20 protein-coding genes and 3 tRNA genes are annotated in these 20444 nt (G+C 73.6%); 10 read left to right on the top strand and 13 right to left on the bottom strand.

The annotated features are described in order from the left end of the window. Positions 1-3 precede the first annotated feature (3 nt). Both ACZ4WV_RS05885 and ACZ4WV_RS05880 read right to left on the bottom strand, forming a co-directional pair. Positions 4-1455 carry an FGGY family carbohydrate kinase gene (locus ACZ4WV_RS05885; protein WP_465743191.1) on the bottom strand — a complete coding sequence of 484 codons (1452 nt, stop codon included), beginning with the start codon at positions 1453-1455 and terminating at the stop codon, positions 4-6. 107 nt (positions 1456-1562) lie between these two features. Further along, on the bottom strand, positions 1563-1859 hold the full coding sequence (locus ACZ4WV_RS05880) for a hypothetical protein (protein ID WP_465743260.1): 297 nt from the start codon (positions 1857-1859) through the stop codon (positions 1563-1565). Positions 1860-2099: 240 nt separating this feature from the next. Here ACZ4WV_RS05880 and ACZ4WV_RS05875 point away from each other — a divergent pair. Together ACZ4WV_RS05875 and ACZ4WV_RS05870 are read left to right on the top strand one after the other, a co-directional pair. Next, positions 2100-2172 (top strand) — tRNA-Asn (locus ACZ4WV_RS05875). A gap of 62 nt (positions 2173-2234) precedes the next feature. Next, positions 2235-2307: transfer RNA gene (locus tag ACZ4WV_RS05870), tRNA-Asn, on the top strand. 156 nt (positions 2308-2463) lie between these two features. Here ACZ4WV_RS05870 and ACZ4WV_RS05865 read toward each other — a convergent pair. Beyond that, the gene (locus ACZ4WV_RS05865; protein WP_465743189.1) at positions 2464-3210 is read right to left on the bottom strand and encodes a trypsin-like serine peptidase; all 747 of its coding nucleotides are present in this window, start codon (positions 3208-3210) and stop codon (positions 2464-2466) included. A 131-nt stretch (positions 3211-3341) separates the two neighbouring features. Further along, positions 3342-4202: a trypsin-like serine peptidase gene (locus ACZ4WV_RS05860; RefSeq protein ID WP_465743187.1), complete on the bottom strand. Its 861-nt coding sequence runs from the start codon at positions 4200-4202 to the stop codon at positions 3342-3344. Positions 4203-4392: 190 nt separating this feature from the next. Between ACZ4WV_RS05860 and ACZ4WV_RS05855 the strand changes: the two genes are divergently transcribed. Beyond that, positions 4393-4466: transfer RNA gene (locus ACZ4WV_RS05855), tRNA-Ile, on the top strand. Positions 4467-4758: 292 nt separating this feature from the next. After that, a complete protein-coding gene (locus ACZ4WV_RS05850; protein ID WP_465743185.1) occupies positions 4759-5670 on the top strand; it encodes a 1-aminocyclopropane-1-carboxylate deaminase/D-cysteine desulfhydrase in 912 nt (303 codons plus the stop codon). A gap of 24 nt (positions 5671-5694) precedes the next feature. Here the strand turns inward: ACZ4WV_RS05850 and ACZ4WV_RS05845 are convergent, their stop codons facing one another. Both ACZ4WV_RS05845 and ACZ4WV_RS05840 read right to left on the bottom strand, forming a co-directional pair. Beyond that, complete coding sequence (locus tag ACZ4WV_RS05845; RefSeq protein WP_465743183.1) at positions 5695-7221, bottom strand: LCP family protein; 1527 nt, start codon at positions 7219-7221, stop codon at positions 5695-5697. 119 nt (positions 7222-7340) lie between these two features. Then, complete coding sequence (locus ACZ4WV_RS05840; protein ID WP_465743181.1) at positions 7341-7805, bottom strand: MarR family winged helix-turn-helix transcriptional regulator; 465 nt, start codon at positions 7803-7805, stop codon at positions 7341-7343. A 106-nt stretch (positions 7806-7911) separates the two neighbouring features. Here ACZ4WV_RS05840 and ACZ4WV_RS05835 point away from each other — a divergent pair, with 106 nt between their 5' ends. Continuing rightward, on the top strand, positions 7912-8937 hold the full coding sequence (locus tag ACZ4WV_RS05835; RefSeq protein ID WP_465743180.1) for an NADP-dependent oxidoreductase: 1026 nt from the start codon (positions 7912-7914) through the stop codon (positions 8935-8937). Positions 8938-9289: 352 nt separating this feature from the next. Then, on the top strand, positions 9290-9784 hold the full coding sequence (locus ACZ4WV_RS05830) for a DUF3145 domain-containing protein (protein ID WP_465743179.1): 495 nt from the start codon (positions 9290-9292) through the stop codon (positions 9782-9784). A 126-nt stretch (positions 9785-9910) separates the two neighbouring features. Here the strand turns inward: ACZ4WV_RS05830 and fabF are convergent, their stop codons facing one another. The 5 genes from fabF to ACZ4WV_RS05805 form a co-directional block, all read right to left on the bottom strand. Then, positions 9911-11173, bottom strand: a complete 1263-nt coding sequence (gene fabF / locus ACZ4WV_RS05825; protein ID WP_465743178.1) for a beta-ketoacyl-ACP synthase II — start codon at positions 11171-11173, stop codon at positions 9911-9913. A 181-nt stretch (positions 11174-11354) separates the two neighbouring features. Continuing rightward, positions 11355-11597 (bottom strand): acyl carrier protein, encoded by a 243-nt coding sequence (locus ACZ4WV_RS05820; RefSeq protein ID WP_465743177.1) that lies wholly within the window; start codon positions 11595-11597, stop codon positions 11355-11357. Positions 11598-11677: 80 nt separating this feature from the next. Continuing rightward, entirely contained in the window at positions 11678-12709 is a 1032-nt protein-coding gene (locus tag ACZ4WV_RS05815) for a beta-ketoacyl-ACP synthase III (protein WP_465743175.1), read from the bottom strand. Continuing rightward, positions 12706-13665, bottom strand: a complete 960-nt coding sequence (locus tag ACZ4WV_RS05810; protein ID WP_465743173.1) for an ACP S-malonyltransferase — start codon at positions 13663-13665, stop codon at positions 12706-12708. Before ACZ4WV_RS05810 ends, ACZ4WV_RS05815 begins: the two co-directional genes overlap by 4 nt. Positions 13666-13756: 91 nt before the next feature. Further along, the gene (locus tag ACZ4WV_RS05805; RefSeq protein WP_465743258.1) at positions 13757-14953 is read right to left on the bottom strand and encodes a PucR family transcriptional regulator; all 1197 of its coding nucleotides are present in this window, start codon (positions 14951-14953) and stop codon (positions 13757-13759) included. A 358-nt stretch (positions 14954-15311) separates the two neighbouring features. On the opposite strand from ACZ4WV_RS05805, the gene ACZ4WV_RS05800 reads away from it, so the two are divergent. Next, a complete protein-coding gene (locus ACZ4WV_RS05800) occupies positions 15312-16088 on the top strand; it encodes a pirin family protein (RefSeq protein ID WP_465743171.1) in 777 nt (258 codons plus the stop codon). 14 nt (positions 16089-16102) lie between these two features. Here the strand turns inward: ACZ4WV_RS05800 and ACZ4WV_RS05795 are convergent, their stop codons facing one another. After that, positions 16103-16945 carry a serine hydrolase domain-containing protein gene (locus ACZ4WV_RS05795; RefSeq protein ID WP_465743169.1) on the bottom strand — a complete coding sequence of 281 codons (843 nt, stop codon included), beginning with the start codon at positions 16943-16945 and terminating at the stop codon, positions 16103-16105. A 124-nt stretch (positions 16946-17069) separates the two neighbouring features. Here ACZ4WV_RS05795 and ACZ4WV_RS05790 point away from each other — a divergent pair, with 124 nt between their 5' ends. After that, a complete protein-coding gene (locus ACZ4WV_RS05790; RefSeq protein ID WP_465743167.1) occupies positions 17070-17573 on the top strand; it encodes a MerR family transcriptional regulator in 504 nt (167 codons plus the stop codon). Continuing rightward, a complete protein-coding gene (locus tag ACZ4WV_RS05785; protein ID WP_465743165.1) occupies positions 17570-18583 on the top strand; it encodes an aldo/keto reductase in 1014 nt (337 codons plus the stop codon). The genes ACZ4WV_RS05790 and ACZ4WV_RS05785 overlap by 4 nt, the downstream gene beginning before the upstream one ends. A 162-nt stretch (positions 18584-18745) precedes the next feature. Here the strand turns inward: ACZ4WV_RS05785 and ACZ4WV_RS05780 are convergent, their stop codons facing one another. After that, entirely contained in the window at positions 18746-19324 is a 579-nt protein-coding gene (locus tag ACZ4WV_RS05780; protein ID WP_465743163.1) for a TIGR03086 family metal-binding protein, read from the bottom strand. A 124-nt stretch (positions 19325-19448) separates the two neighbouring features. On the opposite strand from ACZ4WV_RS05780, the gene ACZ4WV_RS05775 reads away from it, so the two are divergent. After that, complete coding sequence (locus ACZ4WV_RS05775) at positions 19449-20429, top strand: helix-turn-helix transcriptional regulator (RefSeq protein WP_465743161.1); 981 nt, start codon at positions 19449-19451, stop codon at positions 20427-20429. Positions 20430-20444 lie beyond the last annotated feature (15 nt).

Raw genomic sequence — 20444 nt, 5'->3', positions numbered from 1 at the left:
GTTTCAGGACCGGCCGTTCTGGGAGGACGAGGCCTCCGGGTGGATCTGGTCGCGGGCGGCGCGGTACTGCCGGCGCACCGCGGCGCCGATCGCGAGGTCCTGCTCGCCCTCGGGCTCGACCGTCTCGGCGTCCGGCAGCTCCCACTCCGGCGGCTCCGGGGTGCCCGCCAGCGCCCAGGCGGCCTGCCGGGCGGCCCCGCGGGCGGCGTGGGCGGCCGGCGGGGGCACCACCACGGGGACGCCGAACAGCATCGGGGCGATGTGCCGGACGGCGGGCAGCCGGCCGGCCGTGCCGAGCAGGAACACCCGCTTGATCCCGACCCCCTGGGCGCGCAGCACGTCCAGCGCGTCGGCGAGGTTGCAGAGCATGCCCTCGACGGCGGCCCGGGCCAGGTGCTGGGGGGTCATCGCCTCGGCCCGCAGGCCGGTCAGGGTGCCGGCCGCGTGCGGCAGCGCGGGGGTGCGTTCGCCGTCCAGGTAGGGCAGCAGCACCAGGCCGTAGGCGCCGGGGGAGGAGTGCAGGGCGAGGTCGCTCAGCCCGTCCAGGTCCCGGCCGAGCAGGGCGGCGGTGGAGCGCAGCACCTGGGCGGCGTTGAGGGTGGCGACCATCGGCAGGTGGCGGCCGCTGGCGTCGGCGAAGGAGGACACCAGGCCGGAGGGGTCAACGACGGCCCGCTCGTGCACCGCGAAGATCGTCCCGGCGCTGCCGAGCGAGACCACCGCGTCGCCGGGGCCGAGGCCCAGGCCCAGCGCGGCGGCCATGTTGTCACCGGTGCCGGCCGAGATCAGCAGGCCCTCGGGGGTGTGTCCGGCGGGCTCGGCGGGGGCGAGCACCTCGGGCACCTTGAGCGGGTGGCCGAGCGCCAGCTCGACCAGGTCCTGCCGGTACTCGCCGGTGATCGGGGACCAGTAGCCCGTCCCGGAGGCGTCGCCGCGGTCGGTGGTGCGGCGCTTGGGGTGGCCGAGCAGTTGCCAGACCAGCCAGTCGTGCGGCAGCAGCACCTCGGCGACCCGGCGGGCGTTGGCCGGCTCGAACTCCGCCAGCCAGCGGAGCTTGGCGATGGTGTACGTGGGGCCGGGCACCGCGCCGATCGCGGCGGTCCAGGCGGCCGGGCCGCCGAGGGCGTCCAGCAGCTTGGCGGCGGCGCCGCTGGAACGCGGGTCGTGCCACAGCATCGCGGGCCGGACCAGCACCCCGCCCGCGTCCAGGCCGATCATGCCGTGCTGCTGCGCGCTGACGCCGATCGCCCGCACGCCCTCCAGCAGGCCGCCGGCCGCGGCGTCGCCCAGCGAGTGCAGCCACATCTGCGGGTCGGCCTCGCCCGCGCGCAGGTCCAGGTCCTCGGGGACGGGATGGGGGGCCTTCCCCGAGCGCAGGACGGCGCCGGTGTCGGCGTCGCACGCGACGATCCTGGTGCGGTTGGTCGAGCTGTCTATCCCCGCGACGATGGCCATGTCGAGATCATGCCTCAGCCCGGCCCGGGACGCGTCCGGGCCGGGTGAGCCGTTGCCGGTTCGGAACGCCCGGTTGGGCCTTCCTTCGCCCGGATCTCACCGCCCGGTCACGGGCGGAAGGTACCCCAGCCGTCGTCCTCCGCCCGGGAGCGGTTGAAGTACGGCACCCGTTCGGTGACCGAGGTCGGCAGCCGGTCCCCGACGCGGTCCGCGACCGCGCCGGCGGCCTTCCCGGCGACGGCGCCGGCCTGCTGCCGCGCCCGTTCCGTCGCCCCCTGAACCGTGGGGCTCTGGGCGATCTGCCGGGTGACCTTGGCGATCTGTTCGTAGCGCTGGCGCCCGGCCCGCGAGCCCAAGACGTAGCCGGCCGCGAAACCCACGGCCAACGACAGCTTCCACATGATCGGATCCACCCTCTCCTGGCGGCCTTCTGCCGCATTGCCCTACCCGTTGGTCGGGACGGCGAACCGTCCGCGCCCCCAGCATCCCCGGGGGACGTCGCGGGCGCGCGGCGGGCGCGCCGGGACGGCGGTGCCGGGGTGGCCGGGGAAAGCGATTGGCGGACCACCCCCCCGAGTGCGCTAATGTATGTCCCGCAGCGAGCGCCGAGGAGCCCGGGTCACGGGAGCCGAAGCGGAAGCCGATCCCCCATAGCTCAATTGGCAGAGCAGCCGACTGTTAATCGGCAGGTTATTGGTTCGAGTCCAATTGGGGGAGCTCGGGAGGGGGCTCTTCAGGAGCCCGTTTCCTGTGCGTGGTACCGAAGTCGAGTAGCGCGATCCCGCATAGCTCAATTGGCAGAGCAGCCGGCTGTTAACCGGCAGGTTATTGGTTCGAGTCCAATTGCGGGAGCTGCACCGGGTGCGCCCGGTGACTGCTCAGAGCGAAGGCCCCTCGGATGACCGGGGGGCCTTCGTGTTGCCCGGGGCGGGTGTCGCGTCCGTCACCGGCGGCTGGAGCCGGGCCCCCGGCGGGTTCCGCCGGCCCGGCGAGCCCCGCCGAGGGCGCTCAGGTGGTCGCCCGCCGGTAGAGGTCCGCGACCCGCTGGTCGAAGGCCACGCTGTACGAGGTGCCCGGACTGTCGCCGCCCTCCTGGTAGCCGCCGATCACGCCGACCACCGTGCCGCTCCCGGTCACCCACGGGCTGCCGCTGGTGCCGTCGGTGTAGCCCTCGCAGTCGAAGCGCTCCTGGGTCGAGCCCTGCGGGAGGGTCTTCACGGAGCAGGTGATCGGTTCGTCGCTCTCGTTCGGGTAGCCGGTCACCGAGACGGCGAGCCCGATGCCCTGGTCCGTGCCGATCGGGTTGCCGCCGACCGCGTCCTCGATCTCCCGGCCGTCTACCGGGCTGACGGTGATGAAGGCCACGTCGTAGTCGGGGTCGTCGTCCTGCGCCCAGCGCGGGTCGACGGTGATCGACCGCACCGGCCAAGTGCCGTACGGCGTGTACCCGTTGCGGTAGCCGGGGGTGAACACCAGCCCGTCCAGCAGGCCGATCCGCCGGTTCTGCACGCAGTGCGCCGCGGTCACCAGCAGATTGCGGCGGGGGCTGTGCACCACGCTCGCGGTGCACGCCCGCGGGCCTTGCGCGGTGTGGATGGACAGGGTGCCGATCCGGTCGCGGACCGGGTTCGGCGGGGCGGGCTCGGCGCTCGGCGGCTTGTCCGGCCCGCCGCACGCGGTGCCGGCGGCCAGCAGCAGGGCGGCCAGCGTGGTCGCCTTGGCCGTGCGCGCACGCGGTACCGGGCGGGGCGCCATCGGGTGCTCCGTCTCGTTCCTCGGGGCGGGCATCCGGGCCGTGCGTTCCGCCGTTCGTGAGGAAGATCTACCAGGCCGCGCCCGCGGGCGCCACTGCCGAGTGTTCGGCCGCTGCGGTACTCAGGCGCGGCTCAACCGGTGGCCCGGTCGTAGAGCGCCTGGATCCGGTCGCCGAAGTAACTGCTGTACGAGGTGTCCGGGGTTTCGCCGCCCTCCTGGTAGCCGCCGATCACGCCGACCACCGTGCCCGTCCTGGTGGTCGGGTCGAAGTCGGTCACCCACGGGCTGCCGCTGGTGCCGCCGGTGTAGTCGGGGCAGTCGATCCGCAGCTGGGTGGGGCTCTGCTCGCCGGTGGTGTTGGAGCAGGTGATCGGGACGTCGCTGCTGCCCGGGTAGCCGGTGACCCGCACCGGGACGCGGTAGCCGCGGTTGACGCCCAGTTCGTTGGCGCCGAGCACCTGCTGCACCTGCTGACCGTTCTGGGCCTGGACGACCGCGAACGCGACGTCCACGTCCGGGTCGGCGTGATCCTTCCAGCCGTCGTCCACCGTGACCGCCAGCAGCGGCCACACGCCGCTGGGGGTCTCGCCGTTCCGGTAGCCGGGGACGAAGACCAGGTCGCTGCGCTGGCCGAGCTTCGGGTCCCAGACGCAGTGGGCGGCGGTGACGATCAGGTTGAGCCCGGCGCTGTCCACCACGCTGGCGGTGCAGAAGTGGTCGCCGTCCGCGTTGCGGGTGAACACCGCGCCGACCAGGCCGTTGAGCACGGTGGGCTTGGCGGTGCGGGTGACCCCGGTGTGCTTGCCGATCGCGCCCTTGAACCGCTGCTTGCTCCAGCCGTGGGTGTCCGAGGAGCCGGCCCGGGACGCGGAGGGGAAGGCCGAGGTGACGGTCGGCACGATCCCGCCGGACCGCGTCGCGGTGGTGCAGCCGGTCACCGCGAGCGCCACCAGCAGGGCCCCGGCCGCCGCTCCCGTCCCACGCATCGTCATCAGCCCAGGCTGCCCCGGACCGGGCCCCCGACGCCAGCCGTGCTGCGCCGCCCGGAGAGGCGCGCACCGTCGCGCACCCAGGTGCGCCCCCGGCGCGCACCACGGGTGATCGACCGGCTATGCTGCCCGGGACGGCCTCGCGGGGCCGTCTGCTGCTGCCGTGGCCGACGACCGGCACGCGCGGCGAACCGGGGCGGTAGCTCAGCCGGTTAGAGCAGGGGACTCATAATCCCTTGGTCGTGGGTTCGAGTCCCACCCGCCCCACCTCTGTGACGTGACGAGTGTCGTACGACCGTTCACGGGTGGGCTCCTGAGCTGGAGCTTCCGCCGCCCGTGACGACGGAGAGTCTAGGACGCGGCCCCCGCTTCCAGTCGGTGGCGCGCCGGAATTCACCCACCCGTGGTCGGCCGCCCCCGGAGCCGCCGCGGATCCGCGATCACGAGACCACCCGCCCAAGAACGGCCCGGCGAGCGGCGGTTCCGGCGTGGACCGTGCGGTGGGGGCGGGCCACCCGGTGGGGTGAGCGGGAGCCGGGGCGGGATCTAAGCTGGCCGGGTGCTCGAAGCCGCCCTGTTGCCGACTCCGCTGGTGGAGTGCACCGACGGGGTCTTCGCCCGGGCCGGGGTGGAGTTGCGGCTGAAGCGGGACGACCTGTTGCACCCGACCGTGCCCGGCAACAAGTGGCGCAAGCTCGCGCCCAACCTGGCCGTCGCCGTCGAGCAGGGGCACACCCGGCTGCTGACCTTCGGCGGGGCCTACTCGACCCATCTGCGGGCGGTCGCGGCCGCCGCCTCGGCACTCGGGCTGGAGAGCGTTGGGCTGGTGCGGGGTGAGGAGTTGGCGGACCGGCCGCGCAACTGGTCGCTGCGGGCGGCGGAACGGGACGGGATGCTGCTGGAGTTCCTGACCCGGGGCGCCTACCGGGAGGCGGTCGGCCGGGCGGGGGGCGAGGACGGCCCGGTGGCCCTGCAGCGCCGTTGGGGCCGCTGTCTGGTGCTGCCCGAGGGCGGTTCCAACGCCCTGGCCGCGATCGGCGCGGCCGCGATCCCGGCGGAGCTGCCCGACCTCGGTGAGCGGGACGTGGTCTGCTGCCCGGTCGGCACCGGCGGCACCCTGGCCGGCATCGCGGCGGGCCTGCCGTCGGGCGCGCGAGCGCTCGGGGTGGCCGTGCTGCGTGGCGGCGAGGGTTACCTGGAGGCGGAGGTCGCCCGGCTGCACCGGGCCGGGTACGGGCGCGAGTTCGCCAACTGGCGGATCGACCACGCCCACCACGGTGGCGGGTACGGCAAGGTCCGGCCGGAACTGGCCGTCTTCGCCGAGGAGTTCGAGCACCGCCACGGCATCCCGGTGGAGCGCCGCTACGTCGCCAAGCTGCTCGCGGCGCTGGCCGACCTGGCGGGGGCGGGCGCGTTCCCGCGCGGCACCCGCCTGACCGCCGTGGTCACCGGCCTGCCGGACCCGCGGTAGCGCGGCCGGACGGGCCGGGGCGCCTCAGGAGCCGAAGGTCAGGTCGGCGCACGGGTCGGTGTCGGCGCCGCGGGTGTTCTCCGCTATGCCGGTCGGGATGCCGCTCGGCGACGTACCCGGTGTGGCCGACGTACCCGGTGTGGCCGACGTGCCGGGGGTGGCCGAGGGGCTGGTGACCGAGTCGAGTTGGGTGGTTCCGCTCGGGCGGTAGTCGGGGCCGAGGGTGACGGTGATGCCGTCCGCGCCGGGCTCCTCGACCGTACGGGCGCCGGGGAAGAGCGCCGCGACCTGGTCGGCGGCGGCCTTCTGGGCCGGGCCGTAGGAGATTGCGGTCCGCTGCTCACCGGGCTTGTTGGCGCCCAGCACGACGTTCTGGAAGCCGCGGCCCTTGAGCGCCTCGGCGCCGGAGCCAGCCAGTCCGGCGGTGCCCACCCCGTTGACCACGGTGATCGGGACGGCGGCCTGCTCGGGGCTGAGCGGGGCGTCGGCGGTGGGGCTCGTGGTCGGGGCGGGGGAGGCGGCGGCACCGGTGCCGGCGGTGCTCTGCCCGTCCAGGGTGCGGTCCTCGCGCAGCAGCTTCCACAGGGTGTCGGCGTCCGGCTGGACCAGCCGCACCCGTTCTCCGGCGAAGCGCCAGGGGGCGGTGACGAAGGTGACGTCGGAGAGCTTGATGTCCTGCACCGAGCGGGCGAAGTCCACCAGCTTCATGGCGGTGCCGAGCCCCTCGTCCACGGTGAGCGACTTGGTGGCCGCGTCCGCCAGCGGGAGCAGGGTCGGCAGCGAGAAGCCCTGGCTCTGCACCTTCTTGATCATCGAGGAGAGGAAGGCCTGCTGGCGCTTCATCCGGCCTATGTCGGAGTTGTCGCCGATCCCGTGGCGGGCCCGCAGGTAGTCCACCGCGGACTGCCCGGTGAGCTTCTGGATGCCCTTCTTGAGGTGGATGCCGTACTCGTCGACGTCGTTGGGCACGCAGGCGTCCACGCCGCCGACGGCGTCGGCCATCGCGGCGGCGCCCTTGAAGTCGACGACGACGGTGTGGTCGATCCGCAGCCCGGTCAGCTTCTCCACGGTGTTCTGGGTGCAGGCCGGGTTGCCCTTGGGGGAGTCGCCGACGCTGAAGGCCGAGTTGAACATCTGGTCGGTGCGCGGCTTGGTCCAGGTGCCGTCGGGCAGCTTGCAGGCCGGCAGGGTGACCAGGGTGTCGCGGGGGATCGAGACGCCGACGGCGTGCTTGTGGTCGGCGTAAACGTGCACCAGGATCGCGGTGTCCGAGTGGCCGGGGCCGGTGTCGCCGCCGCCGAGGGCGTTGTTGCCGTCGTCCCGGGTGTCCGAGCCCAGCAGCAGCACGTTGACCGGCACCTGGGCGCCGGGGGAGGCCGGGACGGGGGCGGGCGGGCGCTCGGTGGCGACGCCGCCCGCGTCGAAGGTCGTGATGTTGCTGTCCAGCCGGTGGTAGAACCAGGCCCCGGCTCCCACGACCGACAGCACCAGAACGGCGGCCAGGCCGATGGCGGTCCGCAGGTAGCGGCGCCGGCGCGTGCTGGTGCTCATCCTCCGTGCCCCCCGTCTTCAGGTGTCTCGCGTTCGACGTTCGAACGTTAGACGTCCTGGGGGGCCGTTCGGTTACCCCCGGAGGGTGGGGGAATGGGCCGCCGGAGCTGTGATGCTGCTCACGCGCCGGGGCCGGAGGCGCCGGTGAGCATCCGGCGCAGCAGGTCGCGCAGGACGGTCCGCTCCTCCGGGCCGAGTGCGGCGAGCGGCTCGCGGGCGAAGTTGAGCGACTCGCGCAGCTCCTCGGAGGCGGCCGCGCCGGTGTCGGTGGCGGCGACGAGCTTGACCCGGCGGTCCTGCCGGTCGGCCTCCCGGGTGACGAAGCCGCGGGCCTCCAGCCGGTCCACGATGCCGGTGATGTTGGACGGCTCGCAGCTGAGCGTCTGGGCGATCTGCCGCATCGGCAGCGGGCCGCGCCGCAGCAGGGCCAGCACCTTGGCCTGGGCGCCGGTGAGCGAGCGGGCGGCCGCGGCGTCCTCGTACTCGCGGTGGAAGAGCGCGACCAGGTTGGCCATCAGGTCGACGACCTCGCGGGTGATCTCGTCGGACTGCCGGGCGGCGGCCCGGGTCGGCTGAGTGTCCATGGCCCCGAGTCTACCTGAAAAGTTGACAAGGTGAACCTTTCATGTCCATCGTTACTTCAGTTGCTCAACCTTTCACCCTGTCGAACCCCCTCCGAGGAGCACCTCCATGGCAGAGCAGGCCGCCCCCGCCACCGCCCGTGAATGGCACCTCGCCGCCCGCCCCCAGGGCTGGCCGGTGCCCACCGACTTCTCCCTGGTCGAGGCCCCGGTCCGGACCCCCGGTCCGGGCGAGATCCTGGTCCGCAACACCCACCTCTCGGTGGACCCGTACATGCGCGGCCGGATGAACGACGTGAAGTCGTACGTTCCCCCGTTCCGGCTCGGCGAGGCCATGGACGGCGGCGCGGTCGGCTACGTCCTCGCCTCCGGGGCCGAGGGCTTCGCCGCGGGTGACGCGGTGCTGCACGGGCTCGGCTGGCGCGAGTACGCCACCCTGGACGCCAAGCACGCCGTCAAGGTCGACCCGGAGGCCGCGCCGCTCTCCGCCTACCTGGGCGTGCTCGGCATGCCCGGCCTGACCGCCTACGCCGGTCTGCTCGCCGTCGGCGGCCTCAAGGAGGGCGACAAGGTCTTCGTCTCCGGCGCGGCCGGTGCGGTCGGCTCGCTGGTCGGCCAGATCGCCCGACTCAAGGGCGCCTCCCTGGTGGTCGGCTCGGCCGGCTCGGCGGAGAAGGTCGCCAAGCTGGTCGACGAGTACGGCTTCGACGCCGCCTTCAACTACAAGGACGCCCCCGTCGCCGAGCAGCTCGCCGCGGCCGCCCCGGACGGCATCGACCTCTACTTCGACAACGTCGGCGGCGACCACCTGGAGGCCGCGATCGGCGCGCTCGGCGTGCACGGCCGTGCGGTGCTCTGCGGCGCGATCGCCCAGTACAACGAGACCACCGCGCCGACCGCCCCGCGCAACCTCGCGATGGCGATCGGCAAGCGGCTGCGCCTGGAGGGCATGCTGGTGAGCGACCACGCCGACCTGCAGCCGCAGTTCGTCGCCGAGATGGCCGGCTGGCTGAAGTCCGGCGAACTGCGCACCGAGGAGACCGTGGTGGACGGCTTCGAGAACGCCGCCCAGGCCTTCATCGACCTGCTGCGCGGCGTCAACACCGGCAAGATGGTGGTCCGCCTGGATGGCTGACCCTCCGTCAGCGACCCGGAACCGCCCCGCCGCCCCTCCGGGCGTGCGGGGCGGTTCGCGTGCACGGCGCAGGGCATCCGGCCGCACTACCGCATTCCGGCCGGATCCGAAAGTGCGTCAGCGGCGGTGGGGCGCCGCGCGGTACGGTGGTCCCGCCCGGCGATGGGGCCGTTCGGGGGAGAGATCCGGCCGAGGGGTAGACCTCGTTGAGGATTCGACTAGCATTGAGCGAAAGCCTGTCCGTTTTGCTCAATTTAGTAGCTTAATGTCGACTAACGTGGGTAACTGTGGATCACTGCAGGCAACGAGGCAGCTGGGGAAGGCGACCCTCGTCCACAGCCTGGAGGTCCCGGTGACGACACGTGGAGTTCTCTACATCCACTCCGCGCCCCGCGCGCTGTGCCCGCACGTCGAGTGGGCCGTCGCGGGGGTGCTCGGTGTGCGGGTGAGCCTGGACTGGATCCGCCAGCCGGCCGCACCCGGGCACTGGCGTGCCGAACTCTCCTGGCAGGGGGAGCCCGGCACGGCCTCGAAGCTCGCCTCCGCACTGCGCGGTTGGCAGCTCATGCGGTACGAGGTGACCAGCGAGCCCTGCGCCACGGCGGAGGGGGAGCGGTACAGCAGCACGCCCTCGCTCGGCATCTTCCACGCCGTCACGGGCATCCACGGCGACATCCTGATCCCCGAGGACCGGCTGCGCGCGGTGCTGCGCCGGGCCCGCAGCGAGGGGGCCGACCTGGAGGCCGAGATCTCCCGGCTGCTGGGCAAGCCCTGGGACGACGAGTTGGAGCCCTTCCGGTACGCGGGCGAGGGCGCGCCGGTGCGCTGGCTGCACCAGGTGGTCTGAGCCCGGACGGTCCAGTCCCGGGCGGACACAGCTGGACAGCCAGCCCAGGCCACACCCGGACAGCCCAGGACGGAACGACGAAGGGGCCGGCGCTCGCGGAGAGCGCCGGCCCCTTCGTCAGATGCCTCAGCGGCTGCGGAAGGCCAGCACCACGTTGTGGCCGCCGAAACCGAACGAGTTGTTCAGCGCCGCGATCCGGCCCTCGGGCAGCGGGGTGGCCTCGCGCACGATCTTCGCGTCCACGTCGTCGTCCAGCTCCTCGACGTTGATGGTCGGCGGGGCGACCCGGTGGTACAGGGCCTGCACGGTGGCGACGGTCTCGATGCCGCCGGCACCGCCCAGCAGGTGACCGGTCATCGACTTGGTGGCCGAGACGTAGATGTGGTCGAGGTCCTCGCCCAGCTCCTTGCGCAGCGCCTTCAGCTCGGCGGTGTCGCCCTGCGGGGTCGAGGTGGCGTGCGCATTGACGTGCACGATCTCGGCCTTGTCCAGCTCGTTGCGCTCGAACAGGTCGGCCAGCGCGCGGGCCACACCGGCGCCGGTCGGCTCCGGCTGGGCGATGTGGTGGGCGTCCGAGGACAGGCCCTGGCCCACGGCCTCGCAGTAGATCCGGGCACTGCGCGCCTCGGCGTGCTCCAGGCTCTCCAGCACGACCACGCCGGCGCCCTCGCCCAGCACGAAGCCGTCACGGGCCTTGTCGTACGGACGCGAGGCGCGCTCGGGCTCGTCGTTGTTCTTGGACATCGCCATCATGTTGGCGAACGCGGCGATCGGCAGCGGGTGGATCGCCGCCTCGGTGCCGCCGGCCACCACGACGTCGGCGCGGCCGCTGCGGATCATCTCGATCGCGTAGCCGATCGCCTCGGCGCCGGAGGCGCAGGCGGAGACCGGGGTGTGCACGCCGGCGCGGGCGCCGACCTCCAGACCGACGTTGGCCGCCGGGGAGTTGGGCATCAGCATCGGGACGGTGTGCGGGGATACCTTGCGGGCGCCCTTCTCGCGCAGCACGTCGTACTGGTCGAGCAGGGTGGTCACGCCGCCGATGCCGGAGGCGATGACGGCACCCAGGCGCTCGGGGGCGAGCTTGGAGGACTCGTCGGTGGCCGGGGTCTCGAAGCCGGCGTCGGCCCAGGCCTCGCGGGCGGCGATCAGCGCGAACTGGGCGGAGCGGTCCAGCTTGCGGGCCAGCGGGCGGGGCAGGATCTCGCCCGGCTCCACCGCGGTGCGCGCGGCGATCCGGACCGGCAGGTCCTGGGCCCACTCCTCGGTCAGGGCCGCCACTCCGGAGCGCCCGGCGACCAGGTTCTCCCAGGTGGTGGCGGCGTCGCCGCCCAGCGGCGTGAAGGCGCCGATACCCGTGACGACCACGGTACGGTTTTCAGCGGTCACTGGTTTCTCTTCTTTCACGTTGTGCGGGGGTCGGCGGCGAGCCGGGGAAGGGCCCGGCCGGGCGCCCGGTGGGGCGTCCCGGCCGGCGGGTCGGCTCGGCTCGGGGAGCCGGGCCGACGGGTCAGCCGTCCGGGACGTTCCTGACGCCGGACGGGCTGGGTGACTCGAAGGAGTCGACCGCTCAGGCGTTGTCGAGGATGTACGTCACCGCGTCGCCGACGGTCTTCAGGTTCTTGACCTCGTCGTCCGGGATCTTGACGTCGAAGCGCTCCTCGGCGGCCACGACGACCTCCACCATGGACAGCGAGTCGACGTCGAGGTCGTCGGTGAAGGACTTGTCCAGCTGGACGTCCTCCGCCGGGATGCCGGCGATCTCGTTGACGATCTCGGCGAGACCGGCCAGGACCTCTTCCTGCGTAGCCATACTGGCTGCTCCTCTTCGGTGTTGAGCGTGTCCGACCGGCGGCCGGACACAGGCTTGTGGATGGATGGGGCGAAACGCGCCTAGGGGAGCGTAACGACTGCCGCGGCGTACACGAGACCCGCCCCGAACCCGATGATCAGTGCGAGGTCGCCGCTGTGGGCTTCTCCGCTCTCCAACATGCGCTCCATCGCCAGCGGAATGGAGGCCGCGGAGGTGTTGCCGGTCTCGGCGATGTCCCGAGCGACCGGCACCGACTCCGGAAGCTTGAGCGCCTTGATCATGGCATCGGTGATCCGCATGTTCGCCTGGTGCGGGATGAACGCGCCGAGTTGGTCGGCGGCGATCCCGGCGGCGTCCAGCGCCTGCTGGGCCACCTTGGCCATCTCCCAGACCGCCCAGCGGAAGACCGGCTGGCCCTCCATCCGCAGGGCCGGCCACTTGGACTCCTCGCCCTGGCCGTTGATGGCGCCGGGCTTGGCGAAGGCGGTGTCCCAGGCCTGGGTCTGCGAGATGACGTCGGACTGCGAGCCGTCCGAGCCCCAGATCAGCTTGCCGATCCCGGGGGTGTCCGAGGGGCCGACGATCGCCGCGCCGGCGCCGTCGCCGAAGATGAACGCGGTCGAGCGGTCCGACGTGTCGGTCAGGTCGCTGAGCCGCTCGACGCCGATCACCAGCACGTACTCGGCGTTGCCGCCGCGGATCATGCCGTCGGCCAGGCCCAGGCCGTAGCCGAAGCCGGCGCAGGCGGCCGAGATGTCGAACGCCGGGGCGGTGCCGCAGCCGAGCCGCTCGGCGATCTCGGTGGCGATCGCCGGGGTCTGCTTGAGGTGCGAGACGGTCGCGACGATCACGCCGCCGATCTGCTCGGGAGTGATCCCGGCCTGCGCGATGGCCTTGCCGGCGGCCTGCACCGACATCTCGGCGACGGACTCCTCCGGGCCGGCCCAGCGCCGCTCGGCGATCCCGCTGCGGGTGCGGATCCACTCGTCCGAGGAGTCGATCCACTCCAGCACCTCGGAGTTCGGGATGACCCGGACCGGGCGGTAGCCGCCGACCCCGTGGATGCGGGAGTACTGCGCGCCGGCGGCGGGCCGGATCTGCGGCTTGGTCATGCCTGGTCCTCCTGGTGCTGCTGATCCTGACCGCCGTGCTCCGCGACGAGTTCACGGGCCTTGTCCAGATCGGCCGGGGTCTTCAGGGCGAGGGTGGCCACGCCCTTGAGGTTGCGCTTGAGCAGCGCGGTGAGGGTGCCCGCGGGGGACAGCTCGATCACGGCGGTCGCGCCGAGCCGGCCCAGGGTCTCCATGCAGAGGTCCCAGCGGACCGGGTTGGAGACCTGCGACACCAGACGCGACAGCACCTCGGCGCCGGAGCCGACGACCTCGCCGTCCTTGTTGGAGACGTAGCGGACCAGCGGGTCGGCCACGGTCAGCGTCGGGGCCAGCGCGGCCAGCCGCTCGACGCCCGGGGCCATGTGCTCGGTGTGGAAGGCACCGGCCACCTTCAGCGCGATCAGCTTGGCACCGGCCGGCGGGTCCGCCTTCAGCGCCTCCAGCTGGGCCAGCGTGCCGGCGGCGACGATCTGGCCGCCGCCGTTGTTGTTGGCCGCGGTCAGGCCGTGCTCGGCCAGCTTCGCCGCGACGACCTCGGGCTCGCCGCCGAGCACGGCGGTCATGCCGGTCTCGGTGACGGCGGCGGCCTCGGCCATGGCCCGGCCGCGCTCACGGACGAAGGTCAGGGCGTCCCGGGCGCTGAGCACCCCGGCGCCGGCCGCGGCGGTGATCTCGCCGACGCTGTGGCCCGCGACGGCGCCGACCAGCTTGCGGGCGAGGTCCTCGTCCGGGAACAGCTCACGAGCGGTCATCAGACCGGCGGCGACCAGCAGCGGCTGGGCGACGGCGGTGTCCTTGATCTCCTCGGCGGACGCCTCGGTGCCGGCGTGCACCAAGTCGAGCCCGGCGACCTCCGACCAGCCGCGCAGGCGGTCGGCGACACCGTCGAGCTCCAGCCAGGGGCTGAGGAAACCGGGGGACTGGGCACCCTGTCCAGGGGCGACGATTACGAGCACGGTTCAACCCTCTCTCGCCAGGCGCCCAGGGGCGGGTAGGCGACGGTAACGAAGAAAACCATCCGGGATTGTATGGTCCCTACACCCCGGCTCAGCCGGACTCCCCGGCCGCGGCCAGTCGGCCGAGGGCCAGGGCGATCCGCAAGGTGAACGCCGAGCGCACGTCGGAGGGCGCGTACCCCGTGACGTCGGTCACACGTCGCAGCCGGTAGCGCACCGTATTGGGGTGGACGAAGAGCATCCGGGCCGCCCCCTCCAGGGAGGACGCCTGCTCCAGGTAGACGCTCAGCGTCTCCAGCAGGGCGGAGCCGGCCTCGTCCAGCGGTGTGTAGATCTCCTCCACCAACTGGCGCCGGGCGGCCTGGTCCCCGGCCAGCGCCCGCTCGGGCAGCAGGTCGTCGGCCAGCACCGGGCGGGGCGCGTCCGGCCAGGCGGCGCAGGCCCGCAGGCCCGCCGCGGCGGCGTGCGCCGAGCGGGTCGCCGAGAGCAGGTCCGGCACGGTCGGGCCGATCACCACCGGGCCCGGCGCGAACTGGCCGATCAGCGCCCGGGCGGCGTGCACCGGCTCCTTGTCACCGCCGACCACCACCACCAGGCGACTGCCCAGGACGCCGGTCAGCACGTGCAGCTTCGCGTACCGGGCGGCCCGGCGGATCGCCTCGACCACCAGCTCGCTGTCGCCGTCAGGGGCGCTGCCCATCACCACCCGGACCTGGCTGGGCTGCCCCCAGCCGAGGGCCGCGGCCCGGGAGAGCACCCCCTCGTCGGCGTCGCCGGACAGCAGCGAGTTGACCACCAGCGCCTCGAGCCGGGCGTCCCAGGCGCCGCGCGCCTCCGCGGCCTGGGCGTACACCTGGGCGGTGGCGAAGGCGATCTCCCGGGCGTAGACCAGCACGGACTCGCGCATGTCCGCCTCGTCGCCGGGGGCGGCCACCTCCTCGATGGCCTCCTCCATCACCTCGATCGTGGTGCGGATCAGCTCGACGGTCTGGCGCAGGGTGATCGCCCTGGTCAGCTCGCGCGGGGCGGTGCCGAAGACGTCGGTGGAGATCGCCTGGGCGGTGTCGGGGTGGCGGTACCACTCGGTGAAGGCGGCGATGCCCGCCTGGGCGACCAGGCCGATCCAGGAGCGGTGCTCCGGCGGCATCCGGCGGTACCAGCCGAGCTGGTCGTCCATCCGCGCGATCGCGGCGCTGGCCAGCTTGCCCGAGGACTTCTCCAGCCGCTTGAGCGTCGCGGCCCGGCGCTCGGCCCGCTCGGCGGCGTTCCGGCGCTCCTGGGCGGTCAGGCGGGGGGCCGCCCGGCCGGGGCGGTCGCGGGCCGCCCGGGGCGCCGGACTCTTCCCGGTCGGTTCGGGTGCGACGGGACTGGGTTCGCTGGTGGAGTTCGCGGAAGCGGCTGGCACAAGGACAAGACTGCCTCACGTGAGTGACTGCTCGTGCACACCCCCCGGCCGAGCGGCGCGGTGGCAAGAGTCACACCGCGAGCCGCCGGACGCGCCGGTGCGGAAACCGGTGCGGAGGCCGGCGTGACGGCCGGTGGGAAGAGCGACGGGCGACCGGTGACGGAGGAGCGCCGGAGCGGGAGGCTGCGGCACCCGGTCCGGAGCGCCGGGAGCGAGCCGGTGGAGAGGCTACGGTGGAGCCGTGACCGACGCCGCTGACCGCCCCCGCGCCGACCTGCGCCGGACCGCCGAGCGCTACCGCTCCGTCCCGGCCGAGGGCATCGAGACCCGCCACGCGTTCTCCTTCTCCGGCCACTACGACCCGAGGAACACCCACTTCGGCGCGCTGCTCGCGTGCAACGAGGAACTCCTCGCCCCGGGCGCCGGGTTCGAGGAGCACAAGCACCGGGACACCGAGATCCTCACTTGGGTGCTGGAGGGCGCGCTGGCCCACCGGGACTCGCACGGCCACAGCGGCGTGGTGCGCCCTGGCATGGTCCAGCACCTCAGCGCCGGCTCCGGCGTCACCCACACCGAGCGCAACCTCGGCGGCGCCACCGAACCGGTGCGCTTCGTCCAGATGTGGCTCCAGCCGGACGAGTTCGACGCCGCCCCGGCGTACGGCCTGCGCAGGGTGGAACCGGCGGACGGCGGGTTGACGCTGCTCGCCTCCGGGATGGAGCGCGACGCGGGGACGGGCGCCCTGCGGCTGCGCCGGAGCGACGCCGCGCTGTGGCTGGTCGTCGCCGGGCCGTGGCAGCCGCTGCCGCAACTGCCCGAGGCGCCCTGGCGGTACGCCCACCTGACGGCCGGCTCGCTGGGCTACCGCACCGTCCCGGGGCCCAAGGGCGGCGGCCGCTCGATGGCCCCCGGCGACAGCGTGCGGATCACCGGGGAGGCCTTCGCCGACCCGTCGGCGGGCGAGACCGGCGCCGAACTCCTGCTCTGGGAGATGCACTCGCCGGTCTCGTACGGCTGACCCCGTTCCCTGGCCTAGCTTCCCTGGGTCCCCAGCTCCGCCAGGACCGCGTCGGAGAGGGCCGGCCAGGCCTCCACGGCCCACGGGCCGAAGTCCCGGTCGGTGAGCGCGACGCAGGCCGCACCGGCCTGCGGGTCGACCCAGAGGAAGGTGCCGGACTGGCCGAAGTGGCCGAAGGTCGCGGGGGAGTTGGCGGTGCCCGTCCAGTGCGGGCTCTTGCCGTCGCGGATCTCGAAGCCGAGGCCCCAGTCGTTCGGACGGCGGTGGCCGTAGCCGGGCAGCACCCCGCTGGTGCCGGGGAAGGCGACCTCGCGGGTGGCCCGCCGGACGGTGGACGGGTCCAGCAGCTTGGGCGACTGCAGCTCGGCGGCGAACCGGGCCAGGTCGGCCACCGTGGACAGGCCGCCCGCACCCGCCGGGGACTTGTGGGCGGTGTTGAGCACGGTGTCGTGCATGCCCAGCGGCTCGAACACCGCCTCGGCGACGTAGCGGTGGAACGCGATCCCGGCGGCCTCGGAGAGCGCGCGGGCGAGCGCGTCGAAGCCGGCGTTGGAATAGAGCCGGCGCGTGCCGGGCTCGGCGAAGACCCGGTCCTCGTCGAAGCCCAGGCCGGAGGTGTGGGCGAGCAGGTGGCGCACGGTCGAACCGGGCGGCCCGGCCGGGTCGTCCAGCTCGAACACGCCCTCCTCGATCGCCACCAGCGCCGCGTACGCGGTCAGCGGCTTGGTCACCGAGGCCAGCGGGAAGAGGTGCTGCTGCGGCCCGTGCGAACCCAGCACCGCACCGTCCGTACCCCGGACCACCGCCGCCGCGGCGTGGGGCACGGGCCAGTTCTCGATCATCCGCAAGCTCTCCATGCGGTCGACTCTAACGTGGGGCCGCGGACGGGTGGTGGTGCTGCCACCTGTCCGGCGGGCTTGCTTGGAGTGCACTCGAACTCGGTAGCGTCATCGTTGTCGCACAGGACAGGGGGAACGATCAATGGCCACACCCGCGTACGTCGAGAGCCGCCTGCGCAGTTGCTCCGAGGTGTTCGCCGACCCGGTCGGCGAGCCGGACCGGACCGCGCGGCACACCATCGGCGAGGTCGCCGCGGCCAGCGGACTGACCGCCCACACGTTGCGCTGGTACGAGCGGATCGGCCTGCTCGACCCCGTCGACCGGGCGGTCGGCGGCCAGCGCCGCTACTGCGACGCCGATCTGCACCGGCTGGCCTTCCTTGGCCGGCTGCGGCTGACCGGGATGTCGGTGGCGGACATGCTCCGGTACGTCGACATGGCGCGCCGCGGTGAGCAGACCTACGAGGAGCGCCGGCAACTGCTGGTCGCGCAGCGCGAGGAGGTCCGGCAGAAGATCGCCGACCTCCAGGCCACCCTGTCCGTCCTGGACTACAAGATCGATCTGTACGCCGGGAGGATCGCCGACAGCACCGGCGCCCCGGCCGTCTGCACGTACCACCGAGTAGAGGAAGAGCAGAGCGCATGACTCACCCCGTTCTCCCCACCGCCGAACTCGGCACCGCCGGCCCGACGGTGGGCATCCAGGGCCTCGGCTGCATGGGCATGAGCGAGTTCTATGGCCCGACCGAGCCCGGCGAGGCACTGGCCACCCTGGACGCGGCGCTGGAGGCCGGTGTCACGCTGTTCGACACCGCCGACGCCTACGGCTACGGCCGCAACGAGGAGTTCATCGGCCCCTTCGTCCGGGCCCACCGGGACGAGGTGGTGCTCGCCACCAAGTTCGCCATCGAACGCAAGGAGGACGACCCGGCCCACCGCGGCATCCGCAACGACCCGGCGTACATCCACGCGGCCGTGGACGCCTCGCTGCGCCGCCTCGGCGTGGATGAGATCGACCTCTACTACATGCACCGCCGCGACCCGGCCGTGCCGCTGGCCGATTCGGTCGGCGCGATGGCCGAGCTGGTCAAGGCCGGCAAGGTGCGCCACCTGGGCCTGTCCGAGGTGACCGGGGCCGAGCTGCGCGAGGCGCACGCGATCCACCCGATCGCCGCGGTGCAGTCCGAGTGGTCGGTGTTCGCCCGGGACGTCGAGCGGGCGGTGGTGCCGGCCGCCGCCGAGCTGGGCGTCGCCTTCGTGCCGTACTCGCCGCTCGGCCGCGGCTTCCTGACCGGCTCGTTCCAGAGCGCCGAACAGCTCGGGGCGGGCGACGTGCGGCGCTCCCAGCCGCGGTTCACCGGCGAGAACGCGGCGGCCAACGCCGAACTGCTCGCGCCGCTGCGGGAGATCGCCGCAGCCCGCGGGGTGAGCATGGCGCAGGTCGCGCTGGCCTGGGTGCACCAGCGGGCCGAGGTGCACGGGCTGGCCGTGGTGCCGATCCCGGGCACCCGCAAGCGCAGCCGGCTGGCCGAGAACGTCGTCGCCGCGACGCTGCGGCTCACGGCGGAGGAGCTGGCGCTGCTGGAGCCGGTGTCGGCGCGGGTGGCCGGCGGTCGCTACCCCGACATGAACTTCACCTTCGTCGGGCGGGAGTAGCGCGCCGGAGCGGCGCGCGGAGCGACGCGCGGAGCGGCGTCCGGAGCGGCGTCCGAGTGGCACAGCCGGGCCCGGGGAGCCGTCCCTCCCCGGGCCCGGGCCGTCCGGGTCGTGCGGGTCTCCCCGGAGCCCGGCCGCCCCGCAGCGCTGCTACCCGGCCGCTCAGACCTTGCGGCCCGTGAAGGCGGCCAGCCTGGTGTGGACGTCGGCGTTCTCGGCGACGGGCTGCACCGCGGCGAAGGGGACGCCCTCGACGCGGCTCTCGGCCGGCAGGACGGCCTGGGCGATGGCCAGCGCGGCGTGCGCCAGGCCGTCGTCCAGTGCGAAGCCGTTGTCCAGGGTCTTCGCGATGTCCCAGGCGTGGGTCGTCGTCTCCATCACGTAGCCGCCGACCACCATCCCGCCGGGCACCTCGCCCCACGGGGCGAAGGTCGGGCGGCCCAGCTTGGCGTCGTCCGCCCAGGCGGCGGTGGCGCGGGCGCTCGCCCGGGCCAGCGCGGCCGGCCAGCCCTCGTCCGACGGGTCCTCGATGCCGGGCAGGATGTCCTCGGCGCGGCCGCCCTCGCCCATGTACGCGAAGCGGTGGATGCCGCCGACCACGTGGTTCAGCAGTCCGCGCAGCGTGAACTCCTCGCAGGGCGTGGGGCGGTCGAGGTCGGCCGGGGTGATCGCGGCGAACAGCTCCTTCATCTGGCTGAGGGCGAGCAGGTACTGCGGGCGGGCGTCCTGAACGGTGTTCACGGGTGGTCAGCTCCCTGATGCGGTGCGGTGCGGTGTGGTGCGGCTTCCGGCCCTGTCGGGCCCGGAACGCAATCTCCCAGTAAAACCTGACAACTGCCGTCAGGATTACTGGGATCCTTCTGTCATGAAGGCCGACCGGCTGCTCTCGATCCTCCTGCTGCTCCAGACCCGTGGCCGGGTGCCCGCCACCGAGCTGGCCGAACGGCTGGAGGTGTCCGTGCGCACCATCTACCGCGACGTCGAGTCGCTGTCCGCCGCCGGGGTGCCGGTGTTCACCGAGCGCGGCCGGCACGGCGGCATCAACCTCCTGCCCGGCTACCGCACCGATGTCACGGGGCTGACGGCGGACGAGGCCCGGGCGCTGTTCGTGCTCTCCGCGCAGGGCGCCCACAGCGATCTGGGGCTGGACGGCGCGCTCGGCTCGGCGCTGCGCAAGGTGATGGCCGCGCTGCCCGCCCCGCACCGCCCGGCGGCCGAGCGGGTCAGCGAGCGCATCCTGGTCGATCCGGCGCGCTGGATGCAGGGGCCCCAGCCCGGCGCCGGGAGCGGCCCGGACCTCGGGGAGCTGCAGTACGCGGTGTTCGCCGACCGGCGGCTGCGGCTGCGCTACCGGCACAGCGGCACGCCCGCGCCGGTGGAGTACACCGTCGACCCGTACGGGCTGGTGAGCAAGGCCTCGGTCTGGTACCTGGTGGCCGATCTGCACGGCGAGCCGCGACTGTTCCGGGCGGACCGGGTGCTGGCCGCCGAGACCACCGAGGAGGCGGTGCGCCGCCGCGCGGGGGTGGGGCTCGGTGAGGTCTGGGCGGCGCTGCGCGAGCAGGTGGAGCGGGCGCCCGCGGAGCTACCGGTGCGGGTGCGGGTGAGGCGCGGCCGGCTGGACATGTTCCTGCGCATCCACGGCAGCCGGATCACCGAGCTGCCGCCGGAGGCGGTGCCAGGCCCGGGGGAGGAGTGGACGGAGCTGGTGATGGCCTTCCCGTCCCCGGCGGCCGTCCGCTCGCTGCTGGCCTTCGGGGCGGACGCCGAGGTGCTGGCCCCGCCGGCCGCCCGGCGCGAGTTGGCCCGGTCGGCGGCGGAGGCGCTCCGGCTCTACCAGGACTGAGACGAGCCCGGCCGG

It is taken from the genome of Kitasatospora sp. NPDC029312 (genome assembly GCF_055569215.1).
Note: the sequence above shows the minus strand (reverse complement) of the source record. Positions and strands in the feature narration are given on the sequence as shown.